Consider the following 12,770-nt stretch of genomic DNA (forward strand, 5'->3'; position numbering starts at 1 on the left):
GACACCGCGAATGCATGAAACGCGGTGTCATTCTGGCTGTGGCTGCTAGACGTGATATCAGGCGATCTGCGAGGCTTCGACGACGGCGAGCGCCGCCATGTTGACCACGCCGCGCGAAGTGACAGACGGCGAGAGAATGTGGGCCGGGAGCGCCGTCCCGAGCAGAATCGGGCCGACATGCAGACCATCGGTCATGGTCTTGACCACGCCGAGCGTGATATTGGCCGCATCGAGATTGGGGAAGACCAGTAGATTGGCTTCGCCGGAGAGCGCGCTGTCCGGCATTACGTGCCGGCGCAGGCTCTCGGAAATGGCACTGTCGCCATGCATTTCGCCGTCGACCTCCAGATCCGGCGCTGCCTCGCGAATGAGAGCCAGCGCTTCGCGCATCTTGGTAGCGCTTTCCGACTCCCGTGAGCCGAAGTTGGAATGGGAGACGAGAGCGGCGCGGGGCTCGATACCGAAGCGCTTGATCTCCTCGGCTGCCAGCCAGGTGGATTCCGCGATTTCCTCGGCGGACGGATTAAACGTCACATAGGTATCGGTATAGAAGGTGGCGCCGCGCTGCGAAATGAGCAGGCTCAATGCCGAGAAATCCCGAACATCAGGCCGCTTGCCGATGACCTGGCGGACGATGCGCAAATGACGCTCATAACGGCCTTCGAGACCGCAGATGAGCGCATCAGCTTCGCCGCGCTTGAGGGCAAGCGCGCCGATAACGGTTGTGTTGGTACGGACGATCGTGCGGGCTGCTTCTGGGATAACGCCCGCGCGGCCGACCAGCGAGAAATAAAGTTCGACATACTCGCGGAAGCGCGGATCGTCTTCGGGATTGATGACAGCGAAATCCGTATGAGGGCGAATCTTCAGGCCGTAGCGCTTGAGGCGCGTCTCGATGACGGAAGGACGACCGATTAGGATCGGGACGGCGGTGCCTTCCTCGAGCAGGACCTGGGCGGCGCGCAGCACGCGCTCATCTTCGCCTTCGGAGAAGACGACGCGTTTGCGCTCGGCAATCTTCGCAGCCGCAAAGATCGGCTTCATCACGAAGCCCGAACGGAAGACGAAGCGGTTGAGCTCGTCCATATAGGCGTCAAAATCCTTGATCGGGCGCAGGGCGACGCCGCTTTCCGCGGCTGCCTTCGCCACAGCCGGCGCAATGCGCAGGATCAGGCGCGGGTCGAAGGGCGAGGGGATCAGGTAATTGGGCCCGAAGACCGGCGTTTCGCCTGTATAGGCGCGGGCGGCGACATCGGAAGGTTCCTCGCGGGCAAGCGCGGCAATGGCGCGCACGGCGGCCATCTTCATCTCTTCGTTGATCGTCTTGGCGCCGCAATCGAGCGCTCCGCGGAAAATATAGGGGAAGCAGAGGACGTTGTTGACCTGGTTCGGGAAGTCCGAGCGGCCAGTGCAGATCATTGCATCGGGACGGGCGGCACGGGCGAGATCCGGCATGATTTCCGGCGTCGGGTTGGCGAGCGCCATGATCAGCGGCTTTTCGGCCATCTGCGCCAGCAATTCGGGTTTCAGCACGCCGGCAGCCGACAGGCCGAGGAAGACGTCGGCGCCCGGAATGGATTCGGCGAGCACGCGCTTGTCGCTATCTTGAGCGTAGACGGATTTCCACGCGTCCATCAGGACGTTGCGATCCTTGTAGACCAGACCCTCGATATCGTGGACCCAGATGTTCTCGCGCCTGGCGCCGAGGATGACGAGCAGGTTAAGGCAGGCGAGCGCCGCCGCCCCCGCGCCGGAAGCGACGATCTTGACGTCTTCGATCTTTTTGCCGGCCAGTTCCAGCCCATTGAGGATGGCGGCGGCGACGATGATGGCGGTGCCGTGCTGATCGTCGTGAAAGACCGGAATTTCCATTTTCTCGCGCAGGCGGCGCTCGACGTCAAAGCATTCCGGCGCCTTGATGTCTTCGAGATTGATACCGCCGAAGGTCGGCTCGAGCGCCGAGACGGTATTGACCATCTCATCGACCGTCGGTGCTGCGATTTCGATGTCGAAGACGTCGATGCCGGCGAATTTCTTGAAGAGAACGGCCTTGCCTTCCATAACAGGCTTCGAAGCGAGCGGACCGATATTGCCGAGCCCGAGCACGGCGGAACCGTTGGAAATCACCGCTACGAGATTGGCGCGGGATGTATAGTCAGCTGCCGTTTCGGGGTTGTCGCGGATGGCGATGCAGGGGGCAGCGACGCCGGGGGAATAGGCAAGTGCCAGATCGCGCTGATTGCCCAGCGGCTTGGTCGCTTGAATTTCGAGCTTGCCGGGACGGGGATAACGATGGAAATAAAGCGCCTGCTCGTCGAAATTTCCGCTCGCCATGTTCTTGGCTGCTTTCGAAGTGTCGTTCGTATCCAACTTGCGTCTCCATTCCTGCCTGCGCTTTGAGTCTTCTGCATACATCAATCGCTTCGCCTTCACAGTATGGAATTGAGGTCACAAGGCGTTTTTGTCGTGGCAAAACTGAATTGCCTTTTCCGCAATGATCGCAGATCGCGCGATGTCCTTTCCGCAAGTCGAAGGCTGCGAACGCGTCATCTTGGAAAGAATGGCGTGAAAGTGCACAGATGGGCGGCTCATCCAAGCGAGGCGGCGCGGGCCATGTTTCGCCTTGGTATCGCCAGCTTTACAAGCAATCGTCCTGACCTCGCAGTTGCCGCGAAACTTGGTTGAACGTCGCCGCTGGGCCGCCAAGCACAGGGTTTGTCATCTTCCTGAAACACGAGTCTGGTTTTGGAATAGCCAATGTAGGATAGGGCACGGACATAAAGTTCGTGAATGAAAACATGGACCCCCGGCATTTCCGAACGCTATTCATTTCTGACGTGCATCTCGGCTCGAAGGCCGCCAAGGCGGATTACCTGCTCGATTTTCTCCGTTATCACGAGGCCGATACCATCTTCCTGGTTGGCGACATCGTTGATGGCTGGCGGCTGAAGCGAAACTGGTACTGGCCCCAGGATTGCAACGACGTCGTACAGAAGCTCCTGCGCAAGGCGCGCAAGGGCACGCGCATCGTTTATATCCCCGGCAATCACGACGAATTCCTGCGTGACTTCCCCGGAATGCACTTCGGCGGTATCGAGGTGGCGCAGCGCGCCATGCATGAAACGGCCGACGGGAAGAAATATCTCATCCTGCACGGCGACGAATTCGATGTCGTTGTCCGCAATGCCCGCCTGCTCGCCTATCTCGGAGACTGGGCTTACGACATGGCCATCTTGATCAATATCGGACTTGCGGCGGTGCGCCGACGCCTGAACATGCCCTATTGGTCCTTTTCGGCCTGGGCAAAGCTGCAGGTGAAGCACGCCGTCAATTTCATCGGCGAGTTTCAGCGTGTCGTGGCCGAAGAGGCCAAGCGCAATGATGCAGATGGCGTCATCTGCGGTCATATCCACCATGCCGTGATCGAGGATCTCGATGGGATCCGTTACATCAACACGGGCGACTGGGTGGAAAGCTGCACGGCGATTGCCGAACACGAAGACGGCACGTTCGAGCTGATCACGTGGCAGAATATTCTCGAAACGCAGCCAGTCGGCTCGCAGGTCGGAGAAATACCGCAGGCCCTCGGCGCACAGGCGGCCTGATTTCTGGCTCTTCACAGGCTTGATAATGGCTTGTCATAATTATTGATCGCTGCAAGACAGCCCTGGCTTCGGATTTTTCCGAAACGTTACGGTTTTGGCCATTTCTCGCCATAGTCGTATTCTCGATAGCATGATAGGGACAAGTACGTTCCCCTTCAGGTCTGTCATGATTCCCGCGATCAAGTCCTTCCAGGGCGAGGGTGCGCCTCCTTATTTCCGCTTGCGCGCCGCCTTGTCCTATTGCGCTCCGTTGTTCGTCAACGGCATTGCCGTACCCTTCTTTCCCGTCTGGTTGGCGGGGCTGAATTTCAACGATCACGAGATTGGCCTGGTGATCGCCATTCCCATGGTCGTGCGCGTCCTCGTGACACCCATCATCGCGGTACTGGCCGATCACATGAGAGAGCGGGCCGATGTATTGTTATGGTCGGGTGCCTTGTCGCTGCTGACGGCAATCGCGCTTTACTGGACCAGCGATTTCTGGCCGGTGCTTCTGGTCTACGGCATTCAGGGCGCTACTTACGCGCCTTACGTACCGGTGGTCGAATCGATTGCCATGTCGGGTGTGCGCCGCTGGGGTTTCGACTACGGTTCCATGCGGGTCTGGGGATCGATCACCTTTATCCTGTCGACCCTTCTCGGCGGCCAGCTGATCGGCATGTGGGGCGGCACGACAGTATTGCCCGTGATGGTGGCGGGGTTCATTCTGACGACGATGATGGGCTTTTTCGCGCCACGTATCGGGCCGACGCGCCGGCGCAACCAACCGATCAATCTGCAATCGCCGACCGGAAATCTGCGCTCGCCGCAATTGCTTATAACCATGATCGGCGTATCGATACAGCAATCGAGCCATGCGATGCTCTATACATTTGCGTCGATCTACTGGCATAAGCTCGGCTTTTCCGGCGCCGAGATAGCCGTGCTGTGGAGCATTGGCGTCACGGCCGAGGTGATGGTGTTTTTCCTGTCGAGAAAACTGAGCAGGAGGTTCAGCGCCTGGACGCTCATCTTCTTCGGTTCGACCATGTGCATTCTGCGCTGGGTCCTGTTTCCGAGCAATTTCGGCTTCATCGGCTATTTTGTGCTGCAATGTTTTCATTCATGCACCTATGCCTGCGTCCATACCGGCGTTCAGCGTCGTATCGTGGCGTCCGTCCATGAGACGCAGGAATCATCGGCTCAAGGCGCCTATTATTTCTACAATGGCATGTTCCTGGGATTGATGACGCTTGCATCCGGCTATCTCTACGCCTGGCTCGACCTGACGAGTTACTATGTCATGGCCGGCATCGCCGCCTTTGGGCTCGCCATGGTCGTTTTTGCCTATGGGCTGCAGGCGAGAAAGCCGGCAATCGGCGGAGGCGCTCACGGCGTATCCTGACGCGGTGCAACAAATTCATTTGGATATCAAAAAGCCGTGACATATGTTGGCGCCGGCGCGAGATGGAAATTCCATGCATAGTCGGTGTATTAAGCACTGACCATGCGGACTCACCGAGTCGGCGTATGTTGTGCCAGATTTGAAAGACGCATGAGTTTGAAAGCAGCCGAGCAAAGGTCCGATGCACCGAAGATCGATGATGCGCCCGAGGGCGCAGGCCATCGCTATCGGCTGCAAGGCAATTGGCGCAGCGCCAGTGTGCATGGCGTGCTGCGGCAGATCGAGCAGCTGTCCAAGCGCAGTTCCGGCGGCGACGTCGTGATCGATCTTTCCGGTCTTTCCGATGTCGATACGGCGGGTGCGCTGCTGATCCGCCGGCTGAAGGAAAGTCAGGAAGCGCACAAGGCCCATGTCACGATCGAGGGTTCCAATCCGCATATCGATGAATTGCTGACCGCGTTCGATGCGCATCCGGACGATGAGGCGGCGGCTGCAAAGCCGAGGACATCATTGGCGGAGCGCATATTGGCGCCCATCGGCAAAACCGTCTACGAGATCTGGGGCAATCTCGTTGCCGCCATGTACATTCTGGGTTCCGCCGTCCGCGGCGCGCAGCTCAAATTCGGCCGCGGCAGTGGCGTTTCGCCGGCCTCGATCATCAATCAGATCGACCACATGGCAGTGCGCGCCGTTCCAATCATCCTGCTGATGTCGTCGCTGATCGGTGCGATCATCGCTCAGCAGGGCGCTTTCCAGCTGCGCTATTTCGGCGCGGAAATCTTTGTGGTCGATCTCGTCGGAATCCTGCAATTGCGCGAAATCGGCGTGCTTCTGACCGCGATCATGATCGCCGGCCGTTCCGGCAGCGCAATTACGGCCGAAATCGGCTCCATGAAAATGCGCGAGGAAGTGGATGCGCTGAAGGTCATGGGTCTCAATCCCATTGGTGTTTTGATTTTCCCACGGCTGGTGGCGCTGACGGTTGCTCTGCCGCTGCTGACCGTCATTGCCAACTTCGCTGCGCTTTTTGGTGCCGCCCTGGTGTCCTGGGCATATTCCGGCATCACGTTTGCAACCTTCATCTCGCGACTGCATGAGGCCGTCAGCCTTTCGACGGTCATTTCGGGCATGATCAAGGCGCCGTTCATGGCGCTCGTTATCGGCATCGTCGCGGCGGTCGAGGGATTGAAGGTGGGAGGCAGTGCCGAGTCTCTTGGTCAGCACGTGACGTCATCGGTGGTGAAGTCGATCTTCGTCGTTATCCTCATGGACGGGCTCTTCGCCATGTTCTACGCAGCAATCGATTTCTGAGGGAAGATAACGATGAGCGCGCTTCACTCGGAAATCCCGTTGGAAAAGGATGAGCAGGGCAGGGACATCGTGCTGTCGGCACGGGATGTCACCGTTGGCTTCGGATCGAAAATCGTCCTCGACAAACTGAACCTCAACATCTATCGCGGCGAGATTCTCGGTTTCGTCGGCGCTTCCGGGGCGGGTAAGTCCGTGCTGCTGCGAACGGTGCTGCGGCTATTGCCGCGCCGCTCGGGCAAGATTGAGATTCTCGGCGAAGATTACGACAAGCTCGACGAGCAGGACCGCAACCGCCTCGACATGCGGCTCGGCGTTCTCTTCCAGCAAGGCGCACTGTTTTCCTCACTGACGGTCAAGGAAAACATCCAGGTGCCGATGCGGGAATATCTGGACCTGCCCAAGGAGATGATGGACGAGTTGGCGCTGATGAAGATCCGCATGGTGGGTCTGGCCGCTGATGCCGCCGACAAATATCCTTCCGAACTTTCCGGCGGCATGATCAAGCGCGCGGCGCTTGCCAGAGCGCTGGCGCTCGACCCTGATCTCGTTTTCCTCGATGAGCCGACATCGGGTCTCGATCCGATCGGTGCGTCGGAATTCGATGAACTGATCGCCAAGCTGCGCGACACGCTCGGCCTGACCGTTTATATGGTGACTCACGACCTCGACAGCCTATTTTCCGTCTGTGACCGTATTGCTGTCCTCGGACAGAAGCGGGTATTGGTGGAAGGTACGGTTGAGGACATGCTCGCCTGTGATGATCCCTGGGTGCAATCCTACTTCAGGGGTAAACGCGCACGTTCGATCGTGCCGCGCGAGGACATCAAGGGGCACAACGACGACAAAGGCGCAAGCGCCCACAGCCGCGAGAAGTGACTGGAGACTATGGAAACCAAAGCCAATTATACGATCGTTGGGTTCTTCACGCTGCTCGTCATCGCGGCTGCCTTCGGTTTCGTCTACTGGATGGCCGAGTATGGCCGCGGCGGCCCGATGGTCGAGCTCGTCGTGCGCATTCCCGGCTCGGCAAACGGCTTGAGCGTCGGCTCGCCAGTTCGCTTCAACGGTATTCAGGTTGGTTCGGTGCAGGGTCTGTCGATCGATGCCGACGATCCGAACTATTCGCTTGCCTTCACGCAGGTGCGTGCAGATGCGCCCGTCTATACCTCGACCAAGGCCATTCTTGAGATCCAGGGTCTGACGGGCGCCGCCTATATCGAGCTTTCGGGCGGACGCAATGGCGACGAGAATATTTTGAAGCGTTCGATCGATACGGGTAAGCGGGCGGTGTTGCTTGCGGATCAATCGAGCGTCACCAATCTCTTGACGACGGCCGATAAGATCCTGAACCGCGCCAATGATACGATTGGCGACATTCAGGGCTTCGTCTCGGATTCGCGCGGGCCGCTAACGGATACCGTGCGCAATGCGCAGAAATTCTCGAAGGCCATCGCCGACAATTCCGACAATATTGACAAGTTCCTGGCAAGCGTCGGGCAGCTTTCCGATACCTTCAAGACGGTTTCGGTCCGCGTGGATTCGACATTGGATGCGATCGAGAAGCTGGTGCGTGCGGTCGATGCCCAGAAGGTCAACGACGTCATCGCCAATGCCGACAAGATCACGGCCAATGTTGCCGACGCGACGACCGACCTGAAGGCGACGATTGCGAGCTTCAAGCAGACGGCCGACACCTATACGACGTTCGGTCAGAATGCACAAAAGACGCTGGACCGGGTCGATGCGATCGTCGCACAGATCGATCCGGCCAAGATCAAGGGATCGGTTGATGATATTGCCGACGTGACGAAACAGGCGCGCACGGCGGTCGCATCGATCCGCGACGTCGCCAATTCCGTTGCCGCGCATCAGCAGGATATCGACCAGACGATCGCCAATGCCCGCGACATCTCCACCAAACTCAACGCGGCTTCCGGCAAGGTCGACGGCATCCTGACCAAGGTCAATTCCCTGCTCGGCGACGACAGTACGAAATCACTGTTCGCAGAAGCCAAGGACACGCTCGAATCCTTCAAGAAGATGGCGGACAATCTCAATTCCCGCATTGGGCCGATCGCCGACAATCTGCAGAAATTTTCGAGCAGCGGCTTGCGCGATGCCCAGACCCTCATCAACGACATGCGGGGCACGGTTGACAACCTGAATAGTACAATCACTAATTTCGATCGCAATCCGCAACGACTGATTTTCGGCGGGGATACGGTCAAGACTTATGACGGCCGCGCGCGGCATTGATGAAGAGCGACATCTGGTCTCCAGGGGATAAGCGAAATATGGTCGGTTGCGTGTCGAGTGAGCGTCATCAGGTGTGGAAAGCTGTGATCGCGTTGCCGTTGCTTGCAGCTTTGCTGGGGGGCTGTGGAACTTCCTCCAACAACGATACCTACGATCTTTCCGCGTCGGCGAAGGCGAATGGACCTTCGGTCAAAAGCCGCCAGATCCTCATCCCGCCGCCAACCGCGCTGCAGGCGTTGGACAGCAATCAGATCGTCATTCGTGTCTCGCCCTCGGAAATTCAATACCTCGGCAAATCGCAATGGAGCGACAAGCTGAGCAAGATGGTGCAATCGAAACTGGTCGAGGCCTTCGAAAACACCGGCAAGCTCGGCGGCGTCGGCGTGCCAGGGCAGGGGCTTGCGATCGACTATCAGATCGTCACCGATATCCGCTCCTTCGAAATCAATGCGTCTGGCGGCCAGAAGACGGCAATCGTCGAGATCTCCGAAAAGATCCTGAACGATCGCACCGGCACGGTGAAGGCCCAGAACGTGTTCCGGAAGGTCGTGCCGGTCAGTGGTGGCAGCAATCCCGATTTCGTCCGCGCGCTCGACGCTGCATTTGCTGGCGTGACCGGCGAACTCGTCGACTGGACATTGCGCTCGCTGTAAGGGCGATCAGCGCTCCATCAACTCTTTGAGTGTCTTCAGATCGCGCATGACATGCGCGGCATCGGCTGCGAATTTTGCTTCATCCATGCCTGGTAGCTGGAGCACATTGAACATGACCTCGCAACCGTCGCCGTTCGGTACGACGCGCAAGGCATTGTAGACCTGCAAATCCGATTCCAGTGTTACCCAATGATCGATGACGCCGAAGTCATTGTGAGGCGCGAAGCGCACGCGTGCAGTCCCGAGCGTGCCTTCGGCGATCCAGTCGTCCCCATCCTGCGTCAGTCCCGATGCCAGGCCAGAGGCCCAGAAAGGCATGTTTTCCGGGCGGCTGGCGTAGTCGTAGACCTCCCTCCAGTCGCGAGCGATGGAGACATGTACGATCTGCGCGCTCATGGTCGACATGATGGTTTCCTCCTCTATATCACCCTCATAGGACTGCGATCGGCAGAAAAAACGTTAGTTCGGAAACGGATGAATCGCGAATTCCGCAACATTGTTGCACAGTCCTGCAAAGAGAACGATTCACGGCTTTCGAAGACTTGCCGTTTTCCGTCCGGAGTGCAACAACAGCCCCAACGCAGGGCTGTCGCCGGTCGCGTCGAGCGTCGGTGGCATTGCGTCATATCGGATGTTGCTGTGTCTTCCGGGTCTTCAGGGTGGGGCCGGGCGCAGTCAACGGCTCATTGGAGGATTGTCGTGGAAAAGGCAGAAATCGGGCTGATCGGTCTTGCTGTGATGGGATCGAATCTGGCGCTCAACATCGCCGAGAAAGGCAACAAGATCGCGGTGTTCAACCGTACACCTCAGGTAACGGATGAATTCTATGCGAATGCGGGCGCACTCAAGGACAAGATCATTCCCTGCAAGACGATCGAGGAATTCGTCGAGGCGATCCGCCCGCCACGGCCGATCATCATCATGATCAAGGCTGGTGAGCCGGTCGACCAGCAGATGGCGGCGCTGCAGCCCTATCTCGACAAGGGCGACATCATGATCGATGCCGGCAATGCCAATTTCCGCGATACGATCGCTCGCTTCGATCGTCTGAAAGATACCGGCCTGACCTTCATCGGCATGGGCGTATCCGGTGGCGAGGAAGGGGCGCGTCATGGTCCGTCGATCATGGTCGGCGGCACGGAAGAGTCCTACAAGCGCGTCGAGAAGGTGCTGACCTCGATCGCTGCGAAATACAACAACGATCCATGCGTTGCCTGGCTCGGCAATGATGGCGCCGGTCACTTCGTCAAGACCATCCACAACGGCATCGAATATGCCGATATGCAGATGATCGCCGAAATCTACGGCATCCTGCGTGACGGTCTCGGCAAGAGCGCGGCCGAGATCAGCTCGATCTTCGGCGACTGGAACAAGGGTCGCCTCAACTCCTACCTCATCGAGATCACCGAGAAGGTTCTGGCTGCGAAGGACCCGGCAACCGGCAGCGCCATGCCCGATATCATCCTCGACAAGGCCGGCCAAAAGGGTACCGGCAAGTGGTCTGCTATCGAAGCCCAGAACATGGGCATTCCCGCGACGGCGATCGAGGCTGCCGTTGCCGCCCGCAGCCTCTCGGCGATCAAGAGCCAGCGCGAAGCAGCCGAGAAGATTTTTGGCACGCCCGACTACAAGTTCCCGATCGCCTTCGGTCCCGACTTACTGAAGGACCTGGAGCTGGCACTCTTCGCTGCCAAGATCGGCGCCTATGCCCAGGGCTTTGCCGTCATGGCCGAGGCCTCGAAGGAGTTCAACTGGTCGCTGCCGATGCCTGTCATCGCTAAGATCTGGCGTGCCGGCTGCATCATCCGTTCGCAGTTCCTCGACGAGATCACCAGCGCTTTCACCAAGACCCCGGATGCGGCGAACCTGATCGTCACCCCGGCCTTTGCCGAGATGGTCAAGGAATCGATCCCGTCGCTGCGTCGCATCGTTTCGGCTGCGACCGCATCCGGCCTGCCGGTTCCAGCCCTTGCTTCGGCGCTGACCTATTTCGATGCCTATCGCCAGGCGCGCGGCACCGCCAACCTGATCCAGGCCCAGCGTGACTTTTTCGGCGCACACGGCTTCGACCGCGTCGACGGCAAGGACATTCACCATGGCCCATGGGGCAGCGGGGCTCAGGGCTGAGAAAACAGTCGGATGGGATTATGAAAGAGCCCGCCGGAGGAATCCGGCGGGCTTTTCGCTGTCAGCTCGTCGGCCAGACGGGTGGGCTGATGCTTTGCAGCAGTTCCGGTTCGACACCGTCGATACGGGCGATGACCGCCTTGGCGAGTTCGCGGCCGGCATGGCGGAAATCCTCCGATACCGTAATGATCTCGGGCCTGATCCAGCTCAGCACGTCTGTCGATTGTTTGGCGACCATGTCGATATCGCGGCCCAGGCGGAAGCCGGCCGCCTCGATGCCGGCATTGACGGCAATCGCACCGCCGCTGCTGGAGCAGACGATCCCGTCAGGCGCATGCGGTGAGCGCATCAACGCCTCGACCGTGTCCTTGATATCGGCCAGCGCGTTGTCGGTCGTAATCCTCAAGGGGATTTCTTCGGCGCCATATTGATGCAAGCCCGTCTGGAAGCCGATGCGGGTGTGCGAATAATAGGTCAGCTTGCTGGAGGGCTGCAGCAAGGCCAGGCGGCGCCGACCTCTTGCGACCAGTGCCCGCACGGCCTCATGCGCGAAGGCCTCGTTGTCGAAGTCATGGAAGGGGTGGATGATGCCCATATCCGTCCGCCCATGCGTCGAGAAAGGCATGCCGCGCTCATGCATGAGCTCGACGCGCGGATCATCCGGCTCCGTACGCGATATGATGACGCCATCGGCCGAGCCGGTGTCGAGAATGTAGCGCACCGGCACCAGTGGATCCTTGCTGTGCGAATGCGGCGTGATGACCAAGTGATATTGCGTGCCGGCGAGAACTTCGGAAATGCCGAAGACGATGTGGCTGGTGAAGCCCATGATTTCTTCATCGATGCTCAGCACCAGGGCAATCACATTGGTCTTGCCGGTTCTCAGGCGCACGCCCGCGCGGTTCGGTTGATAACCCAATTGTCGGGCGACCATGCGCACCCGCTCCTTGGTCTCGGCTCCGATATCAGGGGCATCCTTCAATGCGCGAGAAACGGTGGTGATCCCTAACCCCGTCATGAAGGCGATTGTTTTCAATGTCGGCCGTTCGGGAGTGGCTGGCGCGCCGCTCCCTGACATTTTTTTATTGTCCATTTCGCTCACGCTTGCCTCCCGGCCGCCTCCCGCAGCCAATCCGCTTATATTGCCTACATGGCCACCGCAAGCATAGACGCCATGCGGCTTCGCCAATGCGATGAGAAAAACTGTAACGATACAGTTGAAAAGTCGAGCCCTATTTTTACGCCCATTTTCATGCCTATTCTCGTGGTTGTATTCGCGACTCCTGTCTCGAAAATTGAGTCGACCAAGATTATGCAAGAGGGCCGCATGAGTGCGTCCCCGAGATAAAATATTTAATATCAGCTATTTGTGGAGAGTTTTCAGATTTTTTGGCGACCAATATCACGATGGAATGAAGTTATCTTCCACAGGTA

The 12,770-nt window shown here is 58.6% G+C and carries 10 protein-coding genes; 7 read left to right on the top strand and 3 right to left on the bottom strand.

Annotation, left to right across the window (positions count from 1 at the left end; genetic code table 11):
* Window positions 1–57 precede the first annotated feature (57 nt).
* Complete coding sequence (locus tag AC13QY_RS15020) at window positions 58–2,334, bottom strand: NADP-dependent malic enzyme (RefSeq protein ID WP_113355273.1); 2,277 nt, start codon at window positions 2,332–2,334, stop codon at window positions 58–60.
* A gap of 464 nt (window positions 2,335–2,798) precedes the next feature.
* Between AC13QY_RS15020 and AC13QY_RS15025 the strand changes: the two genes are divergently transcribed.
* The 6 genes from AC13QY_RS15025 (at window position 2,799) to AC13QY_RS15050 (ending at window position 9,209) form a co-directional block, all read left to right on the top strand.
* A complete protein-coding gene (locus AC13QY_RS15025; protein ID WP_069613061.1) occupies window positions 2,799–3,605 on the top strand; it encodes a UDP-2,3-diacylglucosamine diphosphatase in 807 nt (268 codons plus the stop codon).
* A gap of 166 nt (window positions 3,606–3,771) precedes the next feature.
* On the top strand, window positions 3,772–4,989 hold the full coding sequence (locus tag AC13QY_RS15030) for an MFS transporter (RefSeq protein ID WP_113355277.1): 1,218 nt from the start codon (window positions 3,772–3,774) through the stop codon (window positions 4,987–4,989).
* A 150-nt stretch (window positions 4,990–5,139) separates the two neighbouring features.
* Entirely contained in the window at window positions 5,140–6,300 is a 1,161-nt protein-coding gene (locus AC13QY_RS15035) for an ABC transporter permease (protein WP_113355279.1), read from the top strand.
* 12 nt (window positions 6,301–6,312) lie between these two features.
* Window positions 6,313–7,176, top strand: coding sequence for an ABC transporter ATP-binding protein (locus AC13QY_RS15040; protein ID WP_113333113.1), 864 nt, complete (start codon window positions 6,313–6,315; stop codon window positions 7,174–7,176).
* Between the two features lie 9 nt (window positions 7,177–7,185).
* Window positions 7,186–8,556, top strand: coding sequence for an MlaD family protein (locus AC13QY_RS15045; RefSeq protein ID WP_095435055.1), 1,371 nt, complete (start codon window positions 7,186–7,188; stop codon window positions 8,554–8,556).
* A 38-nt stretch (window positions 8,557–8,594) separates the two neighbouring features.
* The gene (locus tag AC13QY_RS15050; protein WP_112721200.1) at window positions 8,595–9,209 is read left to right on the top strand and encodes an ABC-type transport auxiliary lipoprotein family protein; all 615 of its coding nucleotides are present in this window, start codon (window positions 8,595–8,597) and stop codon (window positions 9,207–9,209) included.
* 6 nt (window positions 9,210–9,215) lie between these two features.
* Here AC13QY_RS15050 and AC13QY_RS15055 read toward each other — a convergent pair whose 3' ends face one another.
* A complete protein-coding gene (locus tag AC13QY_RS15055; RefSeq protein ID WP_113355283.1) occupies window positions 9,216–9,614 on the bottom strand; it encodes an SRPBCC family protein in 399 nt (132 codons plus the stop codon).
* A 294-nt stretch (window positions 9,615–9,908) separates the two neighbouring features.
* On the opposite strand from AC13QY_RS15055, the gene gndA reads away from it, so the two are divergent.
* Window positions 9,909–11,336, top strand: a complete 1,428-nt coding sequence (gene gndA / locus AC13QY_RS15060) for an NADP-dependent phosphogluconate dehydrogenase (protein WP_069613054.1) — start codon at window positions 9,909–9,911, stop codon at window positions 11,334–11,336.
* A 61-nt stretch (window positions 11,337–11,397) separates the two neighbouring features.
* On the opposite strand, the gene AC13QY_RS15065 is transcribed toward gndA, so the two are convergent.
* Window positions 11,398–12,429 (bottom strand): LacI family transcriptional regulator, encoded by a 1,032-nt coding sequence (locus tag AC13QY_RS15065; RefSeq protein WP_113333115.1) that lies wholly within the window; start codon window positions 12,427–12,429, stop codon window positions 11,398–11,400.
* Window positions 12,430–12,770 lie beyond the last annotated feature (341 nt).

The sequence above is a fragment of the Martinezella sp. CNPSo 3795 genome, from assembly GCF_057784475.1.

Coding starts and splice junctions, on each gene's coding strand:
- AC13QY_RS15040 (WP_113333113.1), top strand. CDS start 6,313: ATGAGCGCGCTTCACTCGGAAATCCCGTTGGAAAAGGATGAGCAGGGC.
- AC13QY_RS15045 (WP_095435055.1), top strand. CDS start 7,186: ATGGAAACCAAAGCCAATTATACGATCGTTGGGTTCTTCACGCTGCTC.
- AC13QY_RS15030 (WP_113355277.1), top strand. CDS start 3,772: ATGATTCCCGCGATCAAGTCCTTCCAGGGCGAGGGTGCGCCTCCTTAT.
- AC13QY_RS15025 (WP_069613061.1), top strand. CDS start 2,799: ATGGACCCCCGGCATTTCCGAACGCTATTCATTTCTGACGTGCATCTC.
- AC13QY_RS15035 (WP_113355279.1), top strand. CDS start 5,140: ATGAGTTTGAAAGCAGCCGAGCAAAGGTCCGATGCACCGAAGATCGAT.
- AC13QY_RS15065 (WP_113333115.1), bottom strand. CDS start 12,429: ATGGACAATAAAAAAATGTCAGGGAGCGGCGCGCCAGCCACTCCCGAA.
- AC13QY_RS15055 (WP_113355283.1), bottom strand. CDS start 9,614: ATGTCGACCATGAGCGCGCAGATCGTACATGTCTCCATCGCTCGCGAC.
- AC13QY_RS15050 (WP_112721200.1), top strand. CDS start 8,595: ATGGTCGGTTGCGTGTCGAGTGAGCGTCATCAGGTGTGGAAAGCTGTG.
- AC13QY_RS15020 (WP_113355273.1), bottom strand. CDS start 2,334: ATGGCGAGCGGAAATTTCGACGAGCAGGCGCTTTATTTCCATCGTTAT.